At 72.6% G+C, this 23641-nt stretch carries 21 protein-coding genes and 1 tRNA gene; 8 read left to right on the forward strand and 14 right to left on the reverse strand.

Features of this window, described 5'->3' with window-relative positions; all coding sequences use genetic code 11:
• Positions 1–39 precede the first annotated feature (39 nt).
• From D7044_RS06020 to D7044_RS06045, 6 genes are all read right to left on the reverse strand, one after another.
• Positions 40–1749, reverse strand: a complete 1710-nt coding sequence (locus D7044_RS06020; protein WP_120688261.1) for a bifunctional 3'-5' exonuclease/DNA polymerase — start codon at positions 1747–1749, stop codon at positions 40–42.
• Between the two features lie 126 nt (positions 1750–1875).
• Positions 1876–2799 carry a carbohydrate ABC transporter permease gene (locus D7044_RS06025; RefSeq protein ID WP_120683397.1) on the reverse strand — a complete coding sequence of 308 codons (924 nt, stop codon included), beginning with the start codon at positions 2797–2799 and terminating at the stop codon, positions 1876–1878.
• Positions 2799–3707 carry a carbohydrate ABC transporter permease gene (locus D7044_RS06030; protein ID WP_120683394.1) on the reverse strand — a complete coding sequence of 303 codons (909 nt, stop codon included), beginning with the start codon at positions 3705–3707 and terminating at the stop codon, positions 2799–2801. The genes D7044_RS06025 and D7044_RS06030 overlap by 1 nt, the downstream gene beginning before the upstream one ends.
• Before the next feature lie 15 nt (positions 3708–3722).
• Positions 3723–5168, reverse strand: coding sequence for an N-acetylglucosamine/diacetylchitobiose ABC transporter substrate-binding protein (ngcE, locus tag D7044_RS06035; protein ID WP_120688262.1), 1446 nt, complete (start codon positions 5166–5168; stop codon positions 3723–3725).
• A gap of 26 nt (positions 5169–5194) precedes the next feature.
• Positions 5195–5944, reverse strand: coding sequence for a sugar isomerase domain-containing protein (locus D7044_RS06040; RefSeq protein WP_120688263.1), 750 nt, complete (start codon positions 5942–5944; stop codon positions 5195–5197).
• Positions 5941–6900: a MurR/RpiR family transcriptional regulator gene (locus tag D7044_RS06045; RefSeq protein ID WP_120683388.1), complete on the reverse strand. Its 960-nt coding sequence runs from the start codon at positions 6898–6900 to the stop codon at positions 5941–5943. Before D7044_RS06045 ends, D7044_RS06040 begins: the two co-directional genes overlap by 4 nt.
• A gap of 190 nt (positions 6901–7090) precedes the next feature.
• Between D7044_RS06045 and D7044_RS06050 the strand changes: the two genes are divergently transcribed.
• Positions 7091–8080, forward strand: a complete 990-nt coding sequence (locus tag D7044_RS06050; RefSeq protein WP_120688264.1) for an N-acetylglucosamine kinase — start codon at positions 7091–7093, stop codon at positions 8078–8080.
• Positions 8081–8206: 126 nt separating this feature from the next.
• On the opposite strand, the gene D7044_RS06055 is transcribed toward D7044_RS06050, so the two are convergent.
• The 6 genes from D7044_RS06055 to D7044_RS06080 all read right to left on the reverse strand — a co-directional run bounded on the left by D7044_RS06055 (position 8207) and on the right by D7044_RS06080 (position 13200).
• Complete coding sequence (locus D7044_RS06055; RefSeq protein WP_120683384.1) at positions 8207–9115, reverse strand: carbohydrate ABC transporter permease; 909 nt, start codon at positions 9113–9115, stop codon at positions 8207–8209.
• Positions 9112–10020, reverse strand: a complete 909-nt coding sequence (locus tag D7044_RS06060) for a carbohydrate ABC transporter permease (protein ID WP_120683382.1) — start codon at positions 10018–10020, stop codon at positions 9112–9114. The genes D7044_RS06055 and D7044_RS06060 overlap by 4 nt, the downstream gene beginning before the upstream one ends.
• Before the next feature lie 62 nt (positions 10021–10082).
• Entirely contained in the window at positions 10083–11498 is a 1416-nt protein-coding gene (gene ngcE, locus D7044_RS06065) for an N-acetylglucosamine/diacetylchitobiose ABC transporter substrate-binding protein (RefSeq protein ID WP_120683380.1), read from the reverse strand.
• Positions 11499–11739: 241 nt separating this feature from the next.
• The gene (locus D7044_RS06070; RefSeq protein ID WP_120683378.1) at positions 11740–11973 is read right to left on the reverse strand and encodes a hypothetical protein; all 234 of its coding nucleotides are present in this window, start codon (positions 11971–11973) and stop codon (positions 11740–11742) included.
• A 203-nt stretch (positions 11974–12176) separates the two neighbouring features.
• Positions 12177–12614, reverse strand: a complete 438-nt coding sequence (locus tag D7044_RS06075) for a VOC family protein (RefSeq protein WP_120683376.1) — start codon at positions 12612–12614, stop codon at positions 12177–12179.
• A gap of 1 nt (position 12615) precedes the next feature.
• Entirely contained in the window at positions 12616–13200 is a 585-nt protein-coding gene (locus D7044_RS06080) for a DinB family protein (RefSeq protein ID WP_120683374.1), read from the reverse strand.
• Positions 13201–13261: 61 nt separating this feature from the next.
• Here D7044_RS06080 and D7044_RS06085 point away from each other — a divergent pair, with 61 nt between their 5' ends.
• From D7044_RS06085 to D7044_RS06095, 3 genes are all read left to right on the forward strand, one after another.
• Positions 13262–14221: a helix-turn-helix transcriptional regulator gene (locus tag D7044_RS06085; RefSeq protein ID WP_120688265.1), complete on the forward strand. Its 960-nt coding sequence runs from the start codon at positions 13262–13264 to the stop codon at positions 14219–14221.
• 100 nt (positions 14222–14321) lie between these two features.
• Positions 14322–15356, forward strand: a complete 1035-nt coding sequence (locus tag D7044_RS06090; RefSeq protein ID WP_233564889.1) for a hypothetical protein — start codon at positions 14322–14324, stop codon at positions 15354–15356.
• Positions 15357–15519: 163 nt separating this feature from the next.
• Positions 15520–16224 (forward strand): hypothetical protein, encoded by a 705-nt coding sequence (locus D7044_RS06095; RefSeq protein WP_120688266.1) that lies wholly within the window; start codon positions 15520–15522, stop codon positions 16222–16224.
• Between the two features lie 82 nt (positions 16225–16306).
• Here D7044_RS06095 and murD read toward each other — a convergent pair whose 3' ends face one another.
• The gene (murD, locus tag D7044_RS06100; RefSeq protein WP_120688267.1) at positions 16307–17653 is read right to left on the reverse strand and encodes a UDP-N-acetylmuramoyl-L-alanine--D-glutamate ligase; all 1347 of its coding nucleotides are present in this window, start codon (positions 17651–17653) and stop codon (positions 16307–16309) included.
• Positions 17654–17758: 105 nt separating this feature from the next.
• Between murD and D7044_RS06105 the strand changes: the two genes are divergently transcribed.
• Positions 17759–19111 carry a hypothetical protein gene (locus tag D7044_RS06105; RefSeq protein WP_120688268.1) on the forward strand — a complete coding sequence of 451 codons (1353 nt, stop codon included), beginning with the start codon at positions 17759–17761 and terminating at the stop codon, positions 19109–19111.
• A 115-nt stretch (positions 19112–19226) separates the two neighbouring features.
• Here the strand turns inward: D7044_RS06105 and D7044_RS06110 are convergent, their stop codons facing one another.
• Complete coding sequence (locus D7044_RS06110; protein ID WP_120688269.1) at positions 19227–21098, reverse strand: PucR family transcriptional regulator; 1872 nt, start codon at positions 21096–21098, stop codon at positions 19227–19229.
• 169 nt (positions 21099–21267) lie between these two features.
• Between D7044_RS06110 and D7044_RS06115 the strand changes: the two genes are divergently transcribed.
• The 3 genes from D7044_RS06115 (at position 21268) to D7044_RS06125 (ending at position 23639) form a co-directional block, all read left to right on the forward strand.
• Positions 21268–21340: transfer RNA gene (locus D7044_RS06115), tRNA-Pro, on the forward strand.
• 29 nt (positions 21341–21369) lie between these two features.
• The gene (locus D7044_RS06120; RefSeq protein WP_120688270.1) at positions 21370–23181 is read left to right on the forward strand and encodes a transcriptional regulator; all 1812 of its coding nucleotides are present in this window, start codon (positions 21370–21372) and stop codon (positions 23179–23181) included.
• Positions 23178–23639: a hypothetical protein gene (locus tag D7044_RS06125; RefSeq protein ID WP_147434595.1), complete on the forward strand. Its 462-nt coding sequence runs from the start codon at positions 23178–23180 to the stop codon at positions 23637–23639. The genes D7044_RS06120 and D7044_RS06125 overlap by 4 nt, the downstream gene beginning before the upstream one ends.
• Positions 23640–23641 lie beyond the last annotated feature (2 nt).

Genomic DNA, 23641 nt, shown 5'->3' on the forward strand with positions numbered 1-23641 from the left:
CCGGCCGTCGGATGCGTCTGGAGCGGCCGGCCGGGGAGGTCAGGCGGCGTCGGCGTAGCAGTCGACGACGGAGAGATCCAGCGGGAACCGGACCGGAGTGTCGCCGAACAACAACCTCGACGCCCGCTCGCCGGAGCGGGTCACCGCCGCGGCGACCTCGTCTGCCTGTTCGGCGGGGGCGTGCACGATCACCTCGTCGTGCTGGAAGAAGACCAACTCCGCCCCGGTGCCCGCGAGGTCGGCCCGCAGCGTCGCCAGCAGCGTCGACGCCCACTCGGCGGCGGTGGCCTGGATGACGAAGTTGCGGGTGAAGCGTCCCCGGGATCGGGCCGCGCGGGCCCGGGAGCCGCGCGGATCGTCGTCGTCCGGATCGGGCGCACCCTCCCCCGCCTCCGAGAACCCGACCGAGCCGGGTGGGCAGGTCCGCCCCAGCCAGGAGCGCACCAGGCCGCCGGCCTCGCCGGTGCGGGCCGCCGCCTCGACGTAGCCGAACGCCGTCGGGTAGCTGCGCCGGAGCACCGCCAACGCGGGCACCGCCGCTCCCCCGGTCTGGCCGTACATCGCGCCGAGCAGCGCCACCTTGGCCCGGGCCCGATCGCCGCCGAACGCGTCCTGGGCGAGAGCCGCGTAGAGGTCGCCGGCGCCGCCTGCCGCCGCGAGCCGGCCGTCGCCGGAGACCGCGGCGAGCACCCGGGGTTCGAGCTGACCGGCGTCGGCGACCACGAGCCGCCAGCCCGGGTCGGCCACCACCGCCCGCCGGATCACCTTGGGGATCTGCAGCGCCCCGCCGCCGCGCGTCGCCCACCGGCCGGAGACCACCCCGCCGGGGACGTACTCCGGCTGGAACCGGCCGTCGCGCACCCACTGCTCGCGCCACGACCAGCCGTGCGCCGTCCAGATCCGGTAGAGCTCCTTGTACTCCAGGACGAGCGGCACCGCCGGGTGGTCGACCTCGCGCAGCACCCAGGCCCGGGTGTTGGGCAGCTCCACCCCGGCGCGGGCGAAGGCGCGCAACAGCTCCGCCGGGGAGTCGGCGTGCACCTGGCGTACGCCGAACGCGTCGGCGATCCGGGCGGCCAGCTCGGCCAGCCGGCGCGGCGGCCCGCCGACCGGGGAGGGCTCACCGAGCAGCTCGGCGAGGATCTCGTCGTGCACCTCGGCGCGCCAGGGCAGCCCGGCGACCCCCATCTCCACGGCGATCAGCGCGCCTGCCGACTCGGCGGCCACCAGCAGCCGGAACCGGCCGGGGTGTTCGGTGGCGGCGATCCGGGCGAGCTGGTCGGCGTAGACCCGCACCAGCGCGTCGATGCCCGGCCCCGGCTGGCCGGCGGGCGTGTCGAAGAGCGCGACCTGCCCGAGGCCGGGCGGCGCGGCCGGACGCGGCGGCGGATCGGCGGGCACGGGCGCGCCCGTGAGCCGGGCCCACGCGGCGGCCGGCGAGCGGGGCTCGCCCCAGCGGCCGGCGTGGCCGAGCAGCAGCGCCTCGGTCAGCTCGACGTCGTGACAGCGCTCCACCCGCACCCCGGCGCGCAGCAGGCCGGGGTAGACGGCCGCGCCGGACGCCCAGACCCAGCGCGGGTGCTCGGCCCGCTCGCGCGCGGCCACCGCTGCGGCGAGGTCGGCCACCGCCTCGGGTGGGCCGGCGGGCCGCCCGCCGTCGTCGAGCGCCTGCAGCACCCCACCGCCGCCGCTCTCGCCACCCACCACCGCCACCAGCACGAACGCGATTCTGCCTCGCCGGTCTGACACCCCCGTCGTGCACACCCCCGTCGTGGACGGCCTCGTTCACGGAAAGAGTGGCTATCCCCCGTGTAACAGCCACTCTTTCCGTGAACGTGCTCCCCCGCCGGGCGCGGACCCCGGCGGGCGGTGGGGTTACTTGACGGCGCCGGAGGTGAGGCCGGACTGGATCTGGCGCTGGAAGATCGCGTACACGATGATCATCGGCAGGATCGCGATGGTGAGGGCGGCGAAGAGGCCGGACCAGTCGGCCTCGTAGCCGGCGTTCACGGAGATGTCGGCGATGCCCTGGGTGAGCACCCACTTGTCCTTCGCGTTGGAGAGCAGCACCAACGGCAACTGGTACTGCGCCCACTGACCGATGACGTTGAAGATCGTGAGGCTGATCAGACCCGGCTTCGCCATCGGCAGCATCACCTGGAAGAAGAGCCGGGTGTGCGAACAGCCGTCGATCATCCCCGCCTCGGCCACCGACGAGGGCAGCGTCTTGAAGAACGCGGCCAGGAAGAAGATCGTGAACGGCAGCGAGTACGCGATGTAGACCAGCACCAGCCCGGTGTGGGTGTTCAGCAGGCCGAGGTTCTTCACCACGAAGAAGAGCGGCACCAGGGCCAGGAACACCGGGAAGGCCAGACCGGAGACGAAGAGGTAATAGATCACCCGGTTGCCCCAGAACTTGTACCGGGCCAGCACGTACGCCGCCATCGAGCCGAAGAGCATCGTGCCGAAGGTGCCGAGCCCGACCACGATCACGCTGTTCAGGAAGTACCGGCCGACGTTCGCCTTGGTCCAGGCCCGGGCGTAGTTCTCCCAGCGCAGCTCCCCCGGCAGGGTCCACGGGCTGCTGAAGATCTCGGTGGTGTTCTTGAACGAGGCCAGGAACGTCCAGAGGATCGGCACGATCACGATCACCGCCCAGACGGCGAGCGCTATGTGACCGAGACCGGCGAAGAGCCCCACCTCGGAACGTCGGCCCTTCCCACGCCGCCCGGCGCCTTTCCGGGCCCCGGTCTGGGGCAGCGCCGCCGGTGTCGGCGGCAGCGTCGACTGCGGGTTCATCAGTACTCCACGCTTTCCCGCTTGCTGAGCCGCAGCGTCAGCGCCGCAAACGTGATGGTCAGGAAGAACAACGCCACGCCCATCGCCGAGGCGTAGCCGTACTTCGAGTAGACGAAGGCGTTGCGGTAGATCTCCATGGCCAGGACCGTGGTGGCCCCGTCCGGGCCGCCGCCGTCCACCGAGAGCACCGCCACGATGGCGAACGCGTCGAACGCGGCGATGCCGAGGTAGACCCAGGCGACCTGGAGGGTGTCCCAGAGCAGCGGCAGGGTGACCCGGAAGAAGAGCGTCACCCGGGTCGCGCCGTCCATCTCGGCGGCCTCGTAGATCTCGGTCGGGATGGAGGCCATCCCGGCGGAGAAGAGCACCACGTAGAAGCCGACCGCCTGCCAGACCAGCACCGCGAGGATGGACCAGAGGGCCAGGTTCGGCTTGATGAGGAAGAGCACCGGATCCAGGCCGAGCTTCATCAGCACGCCGTTGATCAGGCCGGACTCGTTGGGCCGGTAGACCATCTGGAACAGCACCGCGATGATCGCCACCGCGAGGACCTGGGGGAAGAAGAACACCACCCGGTAGAACTTCGACCCCCAGACCCCCTGGCGTTGCCCGCCGACGCTCCGCCCGCCCACGTTGAGCAGGAAGGCGAAGAAGAGGGCGATGGCGATGGTGATCAGCGGCAGGGCAAGCAGCAGTACGGCGTGGTGCTGGATCGCCTTCCAGAAGTTGCCGTCGTCCAGCAGCCTCCGGTAGTTCTCGAAGCCCACCCACTGTGGAGCCGACAGGCCCCGCCAGTTGGTCATCGAGATCTGGAACGCCTGCGCGTACGGCGCGATGACGAAGACCACGTACAGCGTGACCGGGACGAACAGGAACCCGATCACGAACGGATACTTGCCGTGCCGCATGACCCTACGCTCCGATCAGCGCTTGAACTTGGTGACGGAGGTGTCCTTCTTGATCGCGTCGGCGCGCTTCTGGATCCGCTCAGCGAACGCGTCCGCGTTGATCCGGCCGAACATCAGCTCGTTGGTGGCGGTCCGCGCCTCCGTGTCGAGCTCCTTGTACCAGTTGTCGAAGAGCATGTTGAACACGTTCGCCCCGGCCGCCTTCAGCGCGGCCTGCGAGCTGGCCACGCCCGGCGGGAACTGGTAGCCGTCGCTGCCGGCCGGCACCACCGTGGCCGCACCGACGGTCTCGGTGAAGCCCCGGGCACCCTCCTGCGAGAGCATCTGGCGCATGTACTCCATCCCGCCGCGCGGGTTCTTGCTCTTCGACGAGACGAAGTATCCCTCGCCTCCGGCCGCCCGGATAGCCGTCGCCGGCAGCTTGTCGGACGCGGTGAGGCTCGGCACCGGCATGAGCTGGTAGGTGAAGCCGGCGGGCGTGTCCTTCTTCTGCTCGTTCTCCAGCCAGTCGCCGGACGGGTAGAAGGCGAGCTTGCCCTGGTTCTGGCGCAGCTGCACGTCGGTGTGCTTGAGCCCCTCGAAGCTCTTGTCCGAGTACTTCGCACCGATCTCGGCCCACGCGGCGGCGGCCTGCTTGACGGCGTCCTGCTGCCAGGCGCCGTCCTCCAGGTTGTCGATGTTCTTCAGCACGTCGGGGCCGCCGATCTTCGCGGCCTGGGTGAGGATCACGTTCCACTGGTAGTAGGCCGCGTTCGCTCCGGCGTACCCGTACGGGGTGATGCCCTTGGCCTTGATCTGCTCGCAGAGCGCCGTGAACTGCTCCCAGGTGGTGGGCGCGGTCCAGCCGTTGTCCTTGAAGAGCTTCCCGGAGTACCAGATGCCGTAGACCGTCGAGACGTAGTACAGGACGTACGGCTTGCGCTGCCCGTCGGCGGTGTCGAACATGCCCTGCTCGACGATGCCCGGGATGACCGTGTCCCGGACCTTCTTGCTCGGGTCGTGGACCGACGGCGCGTCCCAGAGCTCGGTCAGGTCCTGCAGCTGGCCGTCGTTGACCAGCGCACCGAAGTCGAGGAACTTCTCGCCGGAGTTGTTGACGAACTCCGGCGGGTTGCCGCCGGCGAACCGGGGCTGGAGGACGGTGGAGACCGCCTGGGTCGCCTGGTGTTTGACCTCGGACTTGGGGAACGCCTTCTTGTACAGCGGCTCGTGCACGTCGGTGGCGTACTTCTCGCCGTAGCCGCCGTTGAAGATGATCACCTCGATCGGCGCGTCCTCCTTGATGCCGAGCGGGTTGGTGGCGCTCTTGGTGCCACCGGAGACCTGCTCGGTCTCCTCGCCGCCGCTGGTGGCGCAGGCGCCGAGCAGGCCGGCGGCTGGGACGGCCAGGCCGACGGCGGCGGCACGACGGAGCACCGTGCGACGGTCGAGCGCTGTCGGGTGCTCGGGGGTAATCGACATCGTCGTCTCTCCTTGTGGGATTCGAGTCAGGCGGTGCGCCGGAGACGCCCGGCGTACCGCGACTCGAGGGCGAGGTTGTGCTCGTCCCCGCCGGGGACGTTGGCGGAGAGGTAGATAGGGGGTGCCTCTCCGGCCTGGTGGAACCGTCGTACGACCTCCGCGGTCAGCAGCTGCGCCAGCAGCGCGGTGGTGACCGAGGAGACCGCACAGACCGCGCCGCCGCCCTCGAGCGGCAGCAGTGCGTCGCCGTACGGTGCGCCGTTGTCCAGCACCACGTCGGCGAGGTCGGCCAGCCGCCGGCCGGACGGGTGCCGGGGGGCGACTCGCGCGGTGTGCTCTACCGAGGTGACCGCGATCAGCGGATGACCGCGGTCGGTGACCAGCGTCGCGAGCTCGACGACCGAGCCGTTGATGCCGGACTGGGACGCCACCACGAACACGTCCCGCGGTTCGGGTGCCGCGAGCGCGTAGATCCGGTGGGCGATGGAGGGGTCGCGTTCCAGCTTCGGGTCGGCGAGCACGTCGCGTGAGTCGTCGCCGTGCAGCACCAGGTCGTGCACCGAGAGCCGGTTGGTGGGCACCAGCCCGCCGGCCCGGGCCACGAGTTCGGCGGCGAACGCCTCCGAGTGGCCGGCGCCGAAGGCCTGGAGCACGCCGCCGGCGCGCAGGCTGGTGGCGATGAGGTCGGCGGCCCGGTCGAGCCCGTCGGACTGGGTGTCGACCAGCCGGTCGAGGACCGGGCGGACGGCGTCCGCGTACGTCTGTGCGCTGATCACGACGCGGCTCCTCTCGCCTTGTGGCCGTCGACCGCCTGGGCGGTACGCCGGAAGGCCGCGTGGGCCCGGTCGTGGGTCCGCTGCGCCACGGCGATGTAGAGCAGGTCGAGCACGACCAGCTGGGGGTGGCGGGCGCTGAGCGCGTCCGGCCGGAAGGTGGTGGCCTGGCTGGCGGTGATCAGGACGATGTCGGCCAGCTCGGCCAGCGGCGAGCGGGGGAAGCCGGTCAGCGCCACGGTGGTGGCGCCTCGGCTGCCCGCCTCGGCGAGCATCTCGATGGTCTCCCGGGTCTGCCCGGTGTGCGAGATGCCGAGCGCCACGTCGGCGGGGCGCAGCAGCGCGGCGCTGGCCAGGCCCTCGTGCACGTCGTTCCAGGCCCACGCCGCGACGCCGATGCGATGCAGGCTGAACTGCATCTCCTCGCCGACCAGGGCGCTGCCGCTGGCGCCGAAGATGTTCACCCGGGAGGCGCCGGCGATGGCGACCGCGGCCCGCTCCACCTCGGCGAGGTCGAGCAGCGCGGCGGTGTCGTGCATGGCCCGGGTGTCCGCGGCGATGACCTGGTCGAGCACCCGGGTGAGCGGGTCGCCGGGCTGGATCTCCCGGCCGATGTCGACGGTCCAACCGGCCGAGCGCGCCCGGCCGGTCTCCGCGGCGATGCCCAGGCGCAGGTCGGCGTAGCCCTCGAAGCCCATGGCGCGGCAGAACCGGGTGACGGTCGCCGGTGAGGTGCCGCTCCGCTCGGCCAGCTCCACGATGGTGGACCGGGCGGCGGCCTCCGGATCGCTCAGCACGTGCTCGGCGACCCGGCGCAGCGCCCCGGTCAACTCGGCGAGGCCGGTGCGGACCCGGGCGAGCACGCCGTCGCTGGCGGCGGCGCGTACGCCCCGTCGGTCGAACGCGTCGGCGTCGACCACCGCGGTCCCCGCGGAGGTGTCCACCTCGTGATCAACCATGGGACGCCTTTCGAAAAGACTGTTAACTGATAGTGGTAAAAGTTCTTACTGAAGGCCCCTCCATGTCAAGACTGTGGGCGAAGTTTTCAAACTGTTACCTCCTGCGCCGGTCAGGGGCACCCTCCGGCGCTTGCCCCCGCCCGCTTCGACGACCAGCATGAATGCCACATCGATCAAGGGGTGGGTGCGGATGTCCGGAACCGTGGTGGTGGGCCTCGACGTCGGAGGTACGTCCACTCGGGCCACCGCCCTCCACCTGGACGGACGACAGCTCGGCACCGGTCGGGCCGGCGGCGGCAACCCCACCAGCCACGGCGCCGAACGGGCGGCCGCCGAAGTGCTGGCCGCACTGCGCGGCGCGCTCACGAACGTCGATCCGGCCCGGGTACGCGCCGGCGCCATCGGGCTCGCCGGCGCCGGCCGGCTGCTCGCCGACACGGCCGGGCGGGCGGCCTTCGACCGGGCCTGGCACGAGGCCGGGCTGCGCTGCCCGTACGCGGTGCACGGCGACGCGCTGGTGGCGTACGCCTCGGGCACCGCCGAGCCCGACGGAACCGTGCTCATCGCCGGCACCGGCGCGATCGCCGCCGAGGTACGCGACCTGCGGCTGGACCGCGTCGCGGACGGGCACGGCTGGCTGCTCGGCGACGCCGGCTCCGGTTTCTGGCTGGGCCGGGAGGCGGTCCGCGGGCTGCTCGCCGACCTGGATCGCGGCCACCCGCCGGACGCGCTGGGCCGGCAGGTGCTCACCGAACTGCTCGGCTCGACCGAGGTGGCGGCCCGCCCCCGCGACACCGTCGACACGCTCATCCAGGTGGTGACCCGCCGTCCCCCGGTGGAGCTGGCCCGGCTGGCGCCGGCCGTGGTCGCCGCCGCGGCCGTGGGCGAGCCGGCGGCGGCCGAGCTGATCGCCACGGCCGCCACCCACCTGATCGGCAGCGTGGAGCGGATCCGGCCGACCGGCATCCGCACCCCGCTCGTGCTGGGCGGGGGGCTGCTGACCGGGGACACGCCGCTCGCCGCCGCCGTACGGGCCGAGGCCGCCCGGCGCTGGCCGCACGCGCCACTGCGCCCCGCCGGCGACGGGGCTGCCGCCGCGGCCTGGCTCACCGCCCGGGACCTGCCCGAGGTCGCCGACCCGGCCGCGCTGCACGCTCTGATGATCGCCCCGACCCCCTGACCTTCCGCCGGGCGCCCGCGCCGGCAGGGAGGATCGGATTCGGTCAGCTCGCGTCCACATTGTCGGCCGACGCCGCTCGACGGCGGGCGAGAGGACGCCCGCTCGTGGTGCGAGCGGGCCCCGCACTCACTTGAGCTGGCCGGCGGTCAGGCCGGACTGCACCTGACGCTGGAAGATCACGTACACCACCAGCACCGGCAGGGTGGCGATGGTGAGGCCGGCGAAGAGCCCGCTGTAGTCGCCCTGGTAGCCCTGGCTGACTGCCAGCGCGGTGAGCCCTTGGGCCAGCACCCACTTCGAGTCGTCGCCCTGCATGAGCACCTGGGGCAGGATGAACTGGTTCCACTGGCTCAGGAAGTTGAAGATCGCGATGCTGATCATTCCCGGTCGAGCCATCGGCAACATCACCCGGAAGAAGAGCCGGAAGTGGCCACACCCGTCGATCAGCGCCGCCTCCGCGACCGTGGTCGGCAGAGTCCGGAAGAACGCGGTCAGGAAGAAGACCGTGAACGGCAGCGAGTAGGCCGCGTACACCAGGATGAGACCCGTCCAGGTGCCGAAGAGACCGGCGTTGCGCACCACGAAGAAGAGCGGCACGAGGGCCAGGAAGACGGGGAACATCATCCCGCCGACGAAGAGGTAGTAGGCGATCTGCCGGCCCCGGAACTCGTACCGGGCGAAGACGTACGCCGCCGCGGCACCCAGCAGCATGGTCAGGGTGAGCGAGCCGGCCACCACGATGGCGCTGTTCAGGAAGTAGCGGCCGATGTGCGCCTCGGTCCACGCCCGGGCCCAGTTCTCGAAGCGCAGCGCCCCGGGCAGCCCCCACGGGTCGGCCAGGATCTCGACGTCGCTCTTGAACGAGCTGATGAACATCCAGAGCAGCGGCAGTACGGTGAGCAGACCCCACAGCAGCAGGAAGCCGTGCGAGAAGACGTTCGCCGCGCCGGACTCGCCGCGCAACGCCCGGTCCCGCGGCACCCGCCGCTCGTCGGCGGCGGCGCCCTCGGAGGCGGGCTTGTCGAGAATGGTCACGAGTACTCGATCCGATCACGCCGGGCGGCCCGCAGGGCCAGTACCGCCACCGACAGGGTCAGGAAGAACAGCACCACGCCGATCGCCGAGGCGTACCCGAACTTGCTCTCGCTGCCGAAGGCCGTCTCGTACATCCGCAGGCCGATGACGTCGGAGGAGAAGTTGGGGCCGCCGTTGGTCATCTGCTGGATCAGGATGAACCCGTCCAGCGCCGCGATCGCCAGGTAGATCCAGGCGACCTGCACGGTGTCCCAGAGCAGCGGGATGGTCACCCGGCGCAGGGTCGTCCACCGGGACGCGCCGTCGAGCAGCACGGCCTCGTAGATGTCGCGGGGAATCGCCGACATGGCCGCGCCGAAGAGGACCACGTAGAAGCCCACGTTGGCCCAGACCATCACCGCCAGCACGCACCAGAAGGCCGTACGGGGGTCGCCGAGCCAGGTCGGCGCGGGCAGGCCGACGGCGCGGAGGGTGCCGTTGAGCAGGCCGCTGTTCGGGTGGTAGACCTCCTTCCAGAGCAGGGCGATGATGACCACCGAGAGCACCTGCGGGAAGAAGTAGACCATCCGGTAGACCGCCGTACCGCGTACGCCGGTCACGCCGGCCCGGCCCTTGCGGCCGCCCATGTTGAGCATGGTGGCGAAGAAGAGACCGAGCCCGATCGTCAGCACCGGCACCACGGCGAGCAGCCACGCGTTGTTCTTGAGCGCGTTCCACACCCGCCCGTCGTGCAGCAGCGCCTCGAAGTTGGCCAGGCCGACCGGGTCGGCCTCGGCGGAGTAGCCGAGCCAGTCGGTGGTCGAGATCTGGAAGGCCTGCAGGTACGGCGACACGACGAAGACGAGGTACAGCAGCAGCGGCGGCACCAGGAACGTCACGATCAGCGGGTACTTGCCATGTCTCACGAGTTGGACCTACTCCCGGAAGCGGTGACCGGTGGGGACCGTCGGTCCCCACCGGTCGGACGTCACGCGGCCCGCTTGTACTTCTTGATCGAGCTGTCCTGGGCGATCGAGTCGGCGCCCCGCTGGCACTGGTCGAGGAACTCCGCCGGCCCGATCCGGCCGCTGAAGAACTCGCCGCACGCCGCGTCGACGAGCTCCCGCTCCAACTTGCGGTAGTAGTTGTTGTAGACCCAGTTGAAGCCGTTGCTGCCGGAGGCGTCGAGCGCCTTGACCACGGTGTCGAGACCGAACGGCAGCTCGATGCCCTCGGTGGAGCCGGCCACGATGGTGAGGCTGGCGACCTTGCGGGTGAAGTCCTGCGCGCCCTTCTTGGAGAGCATGACCCGGAAGTACTCCAGGCCGCCGGGCAGGTTCTTCGCCTTGGCCGGCACCATGAACGGCTCGCCGGCGGTGCCGCGGATCGCCTCGTACGGCAGCTTGTCGCTGCTGCCGAGGCTCGGCGTCGGCTGGACGGTCATGTTGAAGCCCTCGGGGGTCACCTTCTTCTGCTCGCTCTCCAGCCACGAGCCGCAGGAGATGAAGGCGGCCTTGCCCTGGCACCACGCGGTCTGCGACTGCACGTGGTCCAGGCCGGGCGAGCCGTCCAGGATGTACTTGTCCTTGACGATCTGGTGCCAGGCGTCGGCCGCCGCCTTCATCGCGTCCGACTTCCAGGCGTTCGGCTCCAGGTTGTCGATCGCGGTGGCGACGGAGGGACCGCCGAACTTGATCGCGGTGGCGATCAGCGGCCAGCTCATGTAGCGGGGGTGCTTGCCGGCGTACGTCCAGGGGGCGATGCCCGCCGCCTTGATCTGCCGGCAGAGCGCGATGTGCTCGTCCCAGGTCTTCGCGTACTGCCAGCCGCGGTCGCCGAAGAGCTTGGTGGAGTGCCAGATGCCGTACGCGGTGTAGGTGTAGTTCAGCACCAGGAACCTGCCGTCGTACGACCCGACCTCGACCGCGCCCGGCAGCAGCGTGTCCTTGACCGTCTTGCCGGGGATGTCGAGGCTCGGCGCGTTGAGCACGTCGCCCAGGTCGGCGATGGCGTTCTGGGAGACCAGGCCGTTGAAGTCGATCTGGCCGGCGCCGGAGTTGTTCACCACGTCGGGCGGGGTGCCGTCGACGAAGCGCGGCTGGAGAGTCTTGTTGATCTCCTGCGTCGCCGAGTGCTTGATCTCCGCCTTCGGGTACTTCTCCTTGTACATCGCCTCGTGGGACTTGGCGTACTCCTCGCCGAAGCCGCCGTTGAAGATCACGACCTCGAGCGGGGCGTCCTCCTTGACGCCGAGCGGGTTCTGGTCACTCTTCGTGCCCTTGTACGTCTCCGCGTCGCTGTCGCCGCCACCGCCACCGGTGGCGCAGCCGGCGAGCAGACCGGCGGCGGGAGTGGCCAGCAGGCCGGCGGCGGCGGTCCGCCGCAGGATGTCACGCCTGTTCATGCTCTCTCCTCGGTTCGGGCCGGGCGGCCGTCGGTGGGTGGGGGTGGGCGGCCGCCGTACGAGGGCGGGGGGACTGTTGATTGTCTTCAGTTCACAGATTGTTGCTGAAGAATTTCTACGACAGCCGGGCGCGTACTGCAATACCTGGGCACCGAACCGTTATCCAGGCGCACGATGCGGGCGGCCCTCGCCCCGCCGACGCGCCGCGCGCCCACCGCGGCGAACCCATGACGAGCCTCGCTCACCCCCGGATCCGGCCGGCCCTGCCACGCCGTAGCAGCACCACCGCGATGACGACGGCCGCGACCACACCGGGGCCGCAGTGGACCAGCAGCACCCCGGCCAGGCTGGGTCCACCCCAGTCGTGCCGGTAGGTGGCGGGATCACCCATGTCGATCACGAAAGGCTCGGCGATCGCCCGCACCACCAGGTAGAGGCCGAGAACCAGACCGAGAACCGAGGCTGTCTTCCGCACGTCCCACTCCGATCACCAGTGTCGATGTCACTCCCGGAGTCATGCTGCGCCCCACCGTCGGCCCGCACATCGGACCACGGGTTGACTCGCCACGTCATACGACAGCACCAGCACCGCCCCCGGCCCACGCCGGACGCCTACAGCTCGGGACAGCGGTGCCCCCGCCGCAGAGTTCACCGGCGGGGACCCCGAGGCGCGGTCAATCAGTCGAGGCAGAACTCGTTGCCCTCCGGGTCGGCCAGCACGATGTGACCGGCGCCGAGCGGGGGCGCGGGCTCGTGGCGCTCGAGCCGGGTCGCGCCGTGGGAGACGAGCCGCTCGGCCGCCGCCTCCAGGGCCGCCATCCGCGCCTCGCCCTCGAGCCCCGGGGCGGCTCGCACGTCGAGGTGCACGCGGTTCTTGGCCTGTTTGCGCTCCGGCACCCGCTGGAAGAACAGCCGCGGCGCGACGCCCTCGGGGTCGACCAACGCCGACGCGTCGTTGCGGCGCTCCGGTGGCACACCCATCGCCTCCAGCGCCTGCTCCCACGACTCGAAGCCCGCGGGCGGCTCCTGCACCCGGTAGCCGAGGGCCTCGGCCCAGAACGCCGCCAGCGCGGCCGGGTCGGCGCAGTCGAACGTGATCTGAATGTCGCGGGCCATCTCAGCTCGCCTCCTGCCGGGTCGGTCGGTGGGTGTGCAGATACAGGTCGCGGAGCAGGCACACCTCGGCGAGGTGGTGGATCACCTCGCGGTTGACGTGCAGCACCAGCTCCGCCAGGGGCCGCTCGGCGTACGGTCCCTCCGCCGTTCCGCACGGGCGGTCGAGGCCGGTCTCGCCGAGCGATTCGACCCCGGTGCGCCAGGTGGCGTACTCGGTGTCGAGCTGGGCCAGCGCCGTGGACGCGGTCGCGGCGTACTCGAACGACTGGTAGTCGGTGGGCGCGCGACCGAAGTGCGCGGCGTTGCGCACCGCGAGTACGCCGACGATCACGTGCCCGAGCCGCCAGGCGATCGTCGTGAACGGTGCCGGGTCGGGCTGCGGCATCGCGAAGTCGATGGTCGTCGCGCCGGACCCGACCGGCACCGGCCCGACGCCTGCGCGGCGCGGGCGCACGCTCCAGCAGCTCGGCACCGGCTCCCACAGGTACTCGTCGTCGGTGAGTCCGTCGAGGCGCTCTCTCAGCTGGTTGGTCCAGTGCCAGGCGAGCTGGTCCCGGACCCTGGAATTCCAGGTCTGGTCGGTCATGGTTGCAGCCTCCGCCAGATTGCGGACAGGAACGTTCCGTGATCCGTGGAACGATGACCGCGTGACCGTTGAGGCAACGACCGAGCGGGTGCTGCGGTTGCTGGCGCTGCTGCAGCGGCGCCCCTCCTGGACCTCCGCCGAACTCGCCGCCGAGCTGAGGGTCACCGACCGGTCCGTGCGCCGCGACGTGGAGCGGTTACGCGCGCTCGGCTACCCCGTGCACGCGACGTCCGGTGTCGGCGGCGGCTACCAGCTCGGCGCGGGCACTCGGCTGCCGCCGCTCCTCCTCGACGACGAGGAGGCGATCGCGACCGCCGTCTCCCTGCGGCTGGCGTCGGGCGAAACCGTCGCCGGGGCGGGCGAGGCGGCGCTGCGGGCGCTCACGAAGCTCGACCAGGTGATGCCGTCCCGGCTGCGGGCGGAGGTGCGGGCGGTCCACGGCGCCACCGAGACCCTCGTCGGCCCCGGAGTCGAGATCGACGCGGAGCTGCTGGTGACGCTCGCGCGGGCCTGCCGCGACGCCGTGCGGGTGCGGTTCCGCTACGCCGGACGCGACGGCGACGAACGCGAGCGCACTGTCGAACCGGTGCGGATGGTCACCACCGGCCGCCGCTGGTACCTGATGGCCTGGGACGTCGACCGCGACGACTGGCGCACCTTCCGGCTGGACCGGATGCGCGAGGCGGTGGCCACGACCTGGCGCTTCCGGCCACGGGAGCATCCGGACCCGGTCGCCTACGTGCAGCGGTCGGTGACCGGTTCGCCGTACCGGCATCTCGCCCGGGTTCGGGTGCACGCGCCGCCCGAGCGGGTGCGGGAGTTGGTGCCGCCGCAGGTGGGGCGCGTCGAGGACGACCGCGACGGGTGGTGCCTGCTCGTCGTCGGCGGGGAGAACCTGAACTGGCTCGCCGCGCACATCGCCCAACTGGGCTTCGAGGCCGAGGTGCTGGAGCCTCCGGAGCTGCGGGAGGCCGCCGCGCTGCTCGCCCGCCGCCTCGCGGGGATGGCCGGGGCCGGTTGACGGGCCGGTCCTCGCGCCACCCCGTGCTCGCGGATCGCGCCCCCACCGGGGCGGCCGCGTAGGGGCCGATGGCGGCGCGCCGGCCGGTACGATTCGGGCCGTGCCCGAGCCGCCCGTCCCACCGTCGCCCGGGCCCGCCCTCCCGCCCCGGTCCACCCTGGTCGGCACCGAGACGGTGCCGCTGCCGCTGGCCTTCGGAACTCCGCCGGCCGACCCCGGCGCGATCGTCGACGGCATCGCGGCGTGGATCGGCTCCGCACCGTTGCGTGGACTGGTGGAGCGGTTCGGCGGCCGGTGGCCGACCGGCGACCTCGCCGCTGTCCTCGCCGGCCTGGACGACTTCTCCGCCGCGCACTGGGACTTCCGGGGCGGCCGGGAGCGGCCCGACGCCCGCGAGCCGGCCCTCGATCCGTCGACCGCGCGGCTCGTGTGGGACGTGGCGACCGCGCTCGGCCTGGTGCGGGCCGCCCGACCTGCCCTGCCCCGGTACGCCCACCTGCTCGTGCTCGGCGGTCTGGCGCACGCCTGCCTGCGGCGGGTGGCGTACGCGGCGCACCTGCTCCGCCACGGCGTCGGGGTGGCCGGCGAGGTGGCCGTGCTGGGCAGCTTCCGTCCACTCTCCGAAGCGGAGCGGAGCATCCTCGCCGACGCCGACGTGGTCGGAGCCGACACCGAGGTCGACGCGCTCGACGCGGCCGTGCGTCTCGCGTTCGGAGTCACCCGGCCCGCCGAGGAAGACGGCGTGGACGCGGGGCACCCGCACCACTCCTGGTCGTCACGGACGTACCACCCGGCCGGCGCCCCACCCGTGCGGGTACTGGCCGCCCCGTCCAGCGAACCGCAGCGTCGCCGCGCGCACACCGCCGACACCCAACGCTTCTGGGCCGGCCACGCCCGGCTCTCCTCCGGCGACCAACTGCTGCTGGTCACCCACCCGAACTACGTGCCGTTCCAGCACTGCGACGCGCTGCGCACCCTCGCGGTGCCGTACGGCGCCGGGATCGACACGGTCGGCGTCGACCCCGCCCTGCCCGACCCGGCCCGGCTGCCCGAACCCACGCTCACGCCCGGGCGCTACCTCCAGGAGATCCGCTCGGCCATCCGCTCGATGCGCGCCCTGCACGCCGCCCTCTGACCGGCCCGAGGATCCGCGCTCCGCGAGCCGGGGGACGCCACCCGGGACGGTGGCCGGATTGCGCGTCCGGCCCACGGTGGCCGATTGCGCGTCCGGCCCACGGTGGCCGATTGCTCGTCCGGCCTACGGTGGACAGCCCTCGGAGCTGGCGAGGTGGGCGCGGATGCAGATCATCGAGCACAGCATCATCGGTACCCGCTCGGCGGTGGTGCGTCTCCGGCGCCCCGGCAGCGAGTTGCAGTTCGTACTCTTCCCCATGCTGCACGTGGCGAGCCCGCACTTCTACGCGGCGGTGACCGAGCGGCTGCGGCGCTGTGACGTGCTCGTCGTCGAGGGCGTCAGCGGACGATCGGTCCTCGGCTGGGCGATCACGCTCTCGTACCGGGTCATGCCCGCCAACAAGCGCTCCGGGCTGGTGGTCGACAACATCCCGTACCGGTCGCTCGGCGTCGAGCTGATCAACCCGGACCTGACGGCCGCCGAGTTCGCCCAGGACTGGCGGGCCATGCCGCTGCGCTACCGGCTCCTGCTCTGGTGTGCCGTTCCGTTCGTGGCGGTCGCCCAGTTCGTCGGCGGCCGGAAGATGCTGCTCTCCCCGGAGGTCGAGATGAACGACCTGCCGAGCGCCCGGGACGAGCTGTACGCCGACGACGACTTCACCGAGCAGCTCGAGCGCACGCTCGGCGGCACCCGGGACGAGCGACTGCTCGCCGCCCTCTCCGAACTGGTCCGTACCCGCGCCGGCGAGCGGATCGACGTGGCGATCGTCTATGGCGCCGGACACGCTCCGGCGATCCTGCGTGGACTCTTCGAGCGGCACGGTTACCGCCCGAGGACGGGCGAGTGGCTCACCGTACTGGAGGCGTGACCGCGCGGCTCAGCACCACCGCGCGGTGTCGCACACCGTCACCGCGATCTCGCCTACTGTCACCGCGTGTTGCCGCCTACCGTCACCGCGCGGTGTCGCGTACCGCCTCGGCGAAGACCTCGGAACGGTGCTCGAAGTTGCGGAACCGGCCGTAGCTCGGCGCGGCGGGCGAGAGCAGCACGACGCCGCCCACCGGGGTCACCTCCCGGGCCAGCCGGACGGCGTCCGCCAGCTCGTCGACCGTCTCGGTGCGCACCTTCGGCAACCCGGCGAGCGCCTCGACGATCCGGGGACCGCTGTCCGGAATCCCGATCACGGTGATCTCGCGCTCGGCCAGGTGCTCGCGCAGCGGGCTGAAGTCGAGTCCCCGGTCGGCGCCGCCGACGATCACCGTGAGCGGTCGCCCCTCGTACGCGTCGATCGCGTGCATCGCGGCGTACGGGCTGGTGGCGAGGGTGTCGTCGACGAAGGTGAGCCCGGAGCTGTCGACGATCTCGGTGAGCCGGTGGGCCAACCCCTGGAACTCGGCCACCGCCACGGCGAGCGTGTCCTTACGGGCGACGACGTCCACCCCGAGCGCATCGAGCACCGCGAGCGCGACGCAGAGGTTGCCCTCGTTGTGCCGACCGACCAGCGGCAGCACAGCGCGCGGGAAGAGCGGCTGGTCCCGGAGGTGGAACCAGGGCGCGCCGTCCGGACCGGCGGCCACGTGCACGGTGTCGGACCGGCCGGCGCGGATGGCCGCCCGGTCACCCAGCTCGACGGCGAGGCGCGGGTCGTTGCCGTTGACCACCACGGTCCGCGGCCCGTACGCGATCAGGTTGAGCTTGTCCCGGTAGTACTCGGCCTCGCCGCCGTGCGCGTCGAGGTGCTCGGGGAAGAGCGCGGTGACCACCGCCACCCGGGGCGAGTCCGTCAGGTCGCTGCACTGGTAGCTGGAGAGCTCCAGCACGTAGAGGTCGGCCTCGGGCAGGTCCAGGGTGGGCACGCCGATGTTGCCGCCGAAGACGTTCGGCCGGTCCACCGCATTCAGCAGGTGGCTGATCAGGCTCGACGTGGTGCTCTTGCCCTTGCTGCCGGTGACCCCGACCGTCCGGTCGCCGTGGTCGGCCATCCAGAGCGCGGTGCCCTGGGTGACCGTCACGCCCTGGCGGCGCAGCTCGACCAGCCACGGGTGGGTCTGCGGCACGCCCGGTGAGCGGACCACGACGTCGGCGGCGGCGAGCCGGGCGAAGCCCTCCTCGCCGGTGACGAGCGGCGCGGCCTCGGCCAGCGGCCCGTCCCAGGGCAGGGAGAGGAAGTTGGCGCTGTCGTCGACGGCGACCAGCGCGGCCGGGCCGTGCGCGGCGATCGCGGTCACCGCCGCCCGGCCCTCCCGGCCGGTCCCCCAGACGGCTACGGAACGTCCGCGCAGGTCAGACAGGCGCACAGGTGATCTCCTCCGGGGTGTCGGCGGTACCGGACGGGCCGGGTGTCGCGGCACGGGTCCGGCACAGCCGGGCACGGCCGGACGAACCAGGGCCTAGTATGGCGTGTGCGCTACGAGCAACTGCGGCGGATGGACGCCTTCGCATTCCCGTCCTACTCGATCGACCTCTCCACCGGCGAGGTGCTGTTCGACTACGCTCTGACAGGTCCGGCCGGCGAGCAACGCTTCACCGAGGTGGTCACGCTCCCGCTGCCGGAGGCGCCGCCGTCCGACGAGACGGTCGCCGCGCTCGGCCGGGTGCTCGAACTCCTGCACGTCGTCGCCGGAGTCAGCTACTACAAGACGGCCGCCCCCGGCCGGCTGGTGCTGCCGGCGCCGCTCGGGCCGGCCGCCGTCGAGCTGGTCACGGCCGTCTACACCAAGGGCCTCGGGGAGTACGCGTACCGCAACCAGTTGCGACATGTGCTCCAGCTCACGCCGGAGGTCCCGGACGGGTCGGTCAAGCCCGCGGCGCCGCTGGACAACTCCGACCGGCGGCCGTTGTCGGCGGTCGGCGGCGGCAAGGACTCGATCGTCAGTCTGGAGGCGCTGCGCCGGGCCGGCTTCGACCCGGTGCCGTTCTCGGTCAACCCGAACCACGTGATCGTCTCGGTGAACGAGGCGTCGGGGCTCGCCCCGCTGGCCGCCCGCCGCCGCATCGACCCGGTGCTCTTCGAGCTGAACGCCGCCGGGGCCCGCAACGGGCACATCCCGGTCACCGCGATCAACTCGCTGATCGCCGTCGCGACGTCGGTGCTGCACGGGCTGGGGCCGGTGGTGATGTCCAACGAGCGCTCCGCGTCCGATCCGAACCTGATCTGGATCGGTCACGAGATCAACCACCAGTGGTCCAAGGGGGTCGAGGCCGAGGGGCTGCTGCGCGCCGCGCTCACCGAGCACGCCGGGCTCGCCGAGCCCTACTTCTCCCTGCTACGGCCACTGTCGGAGCTGCACATCGCCCGGCTCTTCGCCGGGATCGACCGCTACGACGATGTGGTGACCAGCTGCAACGCGGCGTTCAAGCTGCGCGACCCGAGCGACCGTTGGTGCCGGGACTGCCCGAAGTGCCGGTTCGTCTTCCTGGCCCTCGCCCCGTTCATGCCTCGGGAGCGGATCACCCACATCTTCGGCGGCGATCTGCTCGCCGACGAGGCGCAGATCCCCGGCTACCGCGAGCTGCTCGGGGTGGACGGGCACAAGCCGTTCGAGTGCGTCGGCGAGGTGGAGGAGTCGGTGGTGGCGTTGGGCCTGCTCGCCGAGCAGGAGCAGTGGCGCGACGCCCCGGTGGTACGCGCCCTGGTGGACGCCGTACCCGACACGGCCTGGTCGGTGGTCGCCACCTCGGACGTCTTCACCCCCGGCGGCGGCCCCAACCACATCCCCCCCGCCTACGCCAAGGCCCTGACCACCCTCTCCTGACCCCGGCCCCTTCCGCGTCCCTCCCGCCCACTCCCGCGTTGATCATGAGGTTGGCGATCGCTTTCGCCCCCTTTGTCGCCGCCAACCTCATGATCGACAGCACCAGGCGGTGCCGTTAGGGGGTGCGGACGGCGTCCAGGGCCAGCAGGGCGACGTGCAGGCTGAGACAGGCGTCGACCGAGTCCAGGTCGACGTCGAGGATGCGCCCGATGCGGGCCAGCCGCTCGTAGAAGGCCGGCCGGGACAGGTGCGCCGCGGCGGCCGCCGCCGACTTGTTGCGGCCCTGTTCGAGGTATGCGCGCAGCGTGTCGAGCAACTGCTCCCGAGGGTGCTGGGCGTCGTAGCCGAGCAGCGGGCCGAGCTCCCGCTCGACGAAGGTCTGCACCCGCGGCTCGTCGCGGAGCAGGTGCAGCAGCCCGGCGAGTCCGACCTGCGGCAGCCGGAAGATGGAGAGGTCACGGCGGTCCCGCCGGGCCGCGTCGGCGATCTGCCGTGCCTCGATCAGCGAGCGTCGAGCCTCCCGGAGACTGCCCACGCACGAGCCGGCCGCGATGATCACCGGGTAGGCCGGCGCGGGGACCGGACTCCGCCCGGCCTGGCGGGGCAGGTCGGCCCGGGACGGCCCGTCGATCCGGGACCCCGCCTCCGACCTCACCCCGTCGACGCGGCCCGCCCCGTCGGGACGAGCCGCCCCCTCCACGCGCGCCCCGGTCGACCCGTCGAGGCGGGCCCGGCGCAGCGCGGCCGCGAAAGCGGCCAGCGCCTTCTCCTCCGACGCGGCGTCCGGCAGGGCGACCAGCGCGCCGACCGCGTGGTCGTCGACCGCGCTGGAGAGGGCGGCGAGCCGCGCCTCACGCAGCGCGTGCTCCACCGCCTCGGCGAGATCACGCAACCGGGCCGGCGCGGTCGGCGGGCCCGGCTCACCTGCCGGCGTGCTCTCCCCGGCTGCGCCGTCGACCCGGAACCGGATCATGACTCCGACGAGATGTCTCCGCTCCAGCGGCACGCCGAGCGCCTTGGCCCGCAGCGCCACCTCGTCGACCGGCCAGGAGTGGTCGAGCAGCGCCGTGAGCAGCGTGCGGTGCATCTGCCGCTCCAGCCCTTCGGCGTCCCGGCGGATCAACCGGCCCAACGCCAGCGTGGAGGCCGCCCGCTCGACCAGGATGGTGAGCCGGGTCGGTGGGACGAACTGCGGCGACGGGCGCCCCAGCAGGGCCTCCGGGGTGGCGGCGCTGCGCCGCGGGCGGACGGTCGCCAGGTCGCCGCCGGCCGGCCAACGCAGCAGCAGGCGACCCCAGTCCTGCCCCCGGGCCCCGACCTCGGTGACCAGCCAGCCGCTGTCCGCGTCGTACGCGGTCCGCCCGGCCGGCCGGATCCGGCGGGAGTGCTGCTCCCAGCCGTCGAGCAGCAGCTCGGCGCTCTCCCCCGCCGGGTCGTACGCGAGCACCTGCCGGGACAGGTTCTCCAGCACCACCGGACAGCCGGAGAGCTCCGCCGCCTGCCGGACCACCTCGCCCGGCCCGGCTCCCTCGACCGACAGCTCGGTGAACCGCTGATGGATCTCCTCAGTGGCGCGCAGCTCGGTGAGCTGGGCGTCCACGATCAGCCCGTGCACCGCCTCGGTGATCCGGACGAACGGGGTGGCCCGCCGCAGCTCGGCCAGGGGCAGTCCACGCCGTTCGGCGGCGGCGGCCATCACCCGGGGCACCCCGTCGAGGTACCGGCGGCCCAGCTCGACGACGAGGCCGGAGACGCCCACGTCGGCCAGGTCGCCGATGAACGCGCGCAGGCCCGCGTCGTCGGCGGGCAGCCCGATCCCGGTGGTGAGCACCAGCTCGCCGCCGCCGAGCAGCGAGGCGATGTCCGGCACCTCGGCCACGTGCACCCAGCGCACCGGCCGGTCGAGTCCGGCCTCCCCCGCCACCAGGCGTGGGGCGCCGTGGCGGACCGGGTCGAGGGCGAGAACCTCACGGACGGTAGGGAACACGGGCGTCACGCTACCGTCCGTGACGCCGAGGACGGTAACCACCGCTGCCGTTCCCGCCCGGGTCGGAGCCGGCCGGGCGGGAAATCGGGCAGCCCACGGGGCAGCGGCACCGGTACGATCGTCGCGTCCCGGACGATCTTGGTTCGGGTACCGTGCCGCGTGGCGGCGACAGCGTGTAGCTCAATGAGGAGAGCGCCGGGCTCGGGACCCGGAGGGCGCGGGGGCGGAACCCGCCACGCTGGCGATGGACGAGAACAAGTTTAGGATCGGCGTGGGCTACCCCGCTGCAGAGCTGGCGCGGGCGGCCGAGACGGCCGGCAGCCACCCCGACGCACAGACGCGGCAGCGCGCCCGGGAGCGCTTCGCGCGATGGTCCGCGGTGCTGCGCCGGATCGCCGGCGGCAGCGTGTCGGTGGGCTCCCGGCAGCCGGTGGCGGACCTGCCGTTCTGGGCGACGCCGCAGGTCGTGCGGGGCGGCTTCGCCACCGGCGAGGCGGTGGCCGGTGGGCCGCTGCGGCCGTACGAGGCCGAGCTGGCCCGACGCGCCGGTGTACCGGCCCAGCGTGACGCCCTCTTCGCGTACCACCTCACCGAGGCGGGACTCGCCGAGCTGTCGGTGCTATTGGAGAGCGGCGCCTACCGGGTGGAGACGCCGGAGGAGGCCGCCCTGCTGACCGTGGCGTGGCTGCTCCGCGCCGGCGACGAGACGGCGGCGGTCGGACTCGTCGACGAGCTGCGCCCGCACGCCCACCGGCTGCGCTTCACGCCGGCGCCCGACGACGCTCCGGCGTACGGCCCGGAGGTGGTCTGGCGGGAGACCGCCGGTGCGGCACGCGAGCGTCTCGCCCGGCGCAAGCCGAACGGCCGGGTCGCGGCGATGCAAGAGGCGCTGACGGTCTGGAACCCGTTCGCGGACCAACTGCTCGAACTCTGGCTGGAGACGGCCCGGGACGGCCAGGTCGGTGCGCGGACTCCCGCCGGTTGGAGCGACCGGGCCGCCGCACTCGTCGAGCGCTACCACCGGCTCGCCGCCGCGCACCCGCACTGCGGCAAGCACCGCCGGCCCAAGGAGAACCTGGCCATCCTCCGGGCGGCGACCGAGGAGGCGGTGGCCGGCCGGCCGCTCTCCCCCCGGGCCCGCGGGCTGCTTCAGCACGCGGTCGACTCGATGGTGCGCCGACGCGGACGGCCCGGCTCACCGGAGCACGCAGCCCTGCGCGAACGCCAGTCCGCCGACGCCGCCGGACCGATGCTGCACACGCTGGCCCGGGTGGTGGTCAACCGACTGGCGGTCTTCCCGCCGGGTTGCGGCATCCGGTCGGTCGAGGCGGTGACCGGCCCGATCACCCCCGAGGAGGCCGCGTGGTCGGGCGTACCGGCGGGCGCGCGGATCGCCGAGCCGATCCGCCGGGTGGTCCGGCGGGCGCTCGCCGGCACGGTCGCCGAGCTGATCGCCGCCGGTGTGGTGCCGTCGGCCGAGGTGCTCGCCCGGCTCGTACCGCAGATCGCCGCCACGGCGACCGCCGCGTCATACCCGGACGAGGCGCTCCGATCGCTGACGGCCGCCACCTACCGGGCGTTCCGCAACCGCCGGTCGCTGCTCCTGACCAACCTCGAGCACCAGGTACGCCTCGACGAGCTGCCCTGGGTCCGTGCGGTCGCCGGTCACCGCTCAGCCCTGGCCGGCACCCACGCGTCGGCGACGAGCGCGCTGCGGCGCCTCGGCGAGCTGGCGCTGGACGGCTTCCCGGCCACCCTGCTGCCCAACCCCCTCGTCCGCGAACTGGTCGCGCTGGACCGGGAGGCCGGCGGACGCCTGCCGTGGGTCGAGGAGCTGGCCACCGACTCTTCGAGGGGACCTTCTCGGCGAAGTACGCCGCCGCGGCCCGGCTCGCCGGCGACCTGCTGGCCGACAGCCTCTACGCGCGCTACTACGACATCGACTACGCGGCGCTGCCGGGAGCGGACGACGTACGGCGTCAGGAGGGCCGGGGCACGGCCACCTCTCCCGGCTTCGACGCGCTCTGCGCCATCCGGGCGGGCACCGGGCCGAGCTGGCACCGGGTGGCGGCGAACGGCATGATCATCGAACAGGCCCAGATCCTCACCACGCACAACCTCGCCACCCTCGTCGGGCCGGTGGGGGTACGACCGGCCGCCGGCTGGACCGCGCTGGCAGACCGCACGTTCACGGTGGTGACCCACCTGACCGCCCGGCTTCGGCACAACCCGCGTCCGCTGCGCACGGTCAAGGACGTGGCGTACGCCTGGCGGCAGCTGGTCTTCTTCCTCTCCGTACCGGGCGCCGGCGATCCGGCCCTCGCCGTCGAGGGGCTGCGCCGGAAGCTGGACGAGGTCGCGCCGGACGTCCGGAACCGGCTGAGCCCCGCGCTCGCGGACCTGGCCTGGATCGCCGCCGGCGAACGCCGAGGCCCGGCGCGTCCGCCCGGCGCGCCCGAGGAGGGCGGCGACGGCGCGAGCGGGCCACTGCTCGGCTGGACCCTCGGCCGGCACCGGTTGCTGACCGGCGACGAACGCTGACG

Origin of the sequence: Micromonospora musae, from assembly GCF_003626635.1 — a bacterium.
GTDB classification, from domain to species: domain Bacteria; phylum Actinomycetota; class Actinomycetes; order Mycobacteriales; family Micromonosporaceae; genus Micromonospora; species Micromonospora musae.

Excerpts from the sequence above, each read along its gene's own strand:
- D7044_RS06050 (WP_120688264.1), top strand. The coding sequence starts at position 7,091 with ATGTCCGGAACCGTGGTGGTGGGCCTCGACGTCGGAGGTACGTCCACT.
- ngcE (WP_120688262.1), bottom strand. The coding sequence starts at position 5,168 with ATGTCGATTACCCCCGAGCACCCGACAGCGCTCGACCGTCGCACGGTG.
- D7044_RS06080 (WP_120683374.1), bottom strand. The coding sequence starts at position 13,200 with ATGACCGACCAGACCTGGAATTCCAGGGTCCGGGACCAGCTCGCCTGG.
- ngcE (WP_120683380.1), bottom strand. The coding sequence starts at position 11,498 with ATGAACAGGCGTGACATCCTGCGGCGGACCGCCGCCGCCGGCCTGCTG.
- D7044_RS06045 (WP_120683388.1), bottom strand. The coding sequence starts at position 6,900 with ATGGTTGATCACGAGGTGGACACCTCCGCGGGGACCGCGGTGGTCGAC.
- D7044_RS06075 (WP_120683376.1), bottom strand. The coding sequence starts at position 12,614 with ATGGCCCGCGACATTCAGATCACGTTCGACTGCGCCGACCCGGCCGCG.
- D7044_RS06125 (WP_147434595.1), top strand. The coding sequence starts at position 23,178 with ATGATCATCGAACAGGCCCAGATCCTCACCACGCACAACCTCGCCACC.
- D7044_RS06030 (WP_120683394.1), bottom strand. The coding sequence starts at position 3,707 with ATGCGGCACGGCAAGTATCCGTTCGTGATCGGGTTCCTGTTCGTCCCG.
- D7044_RS06025 (WP_120683397.1), bottom strand. The coding sequence starts at position 2,799 with ATGAACCCGCAGTCGACGCTGCCGCCGACACCGGCGGCGCTGCCCCAG.
- D7044_RS06095 (WP_120688266.1), top strand. The coding sequence starts at position 15,520 with ATGCAGATCATCGAGCACAGCATCATCGGTACCCGCTCGGCGGTGGTG.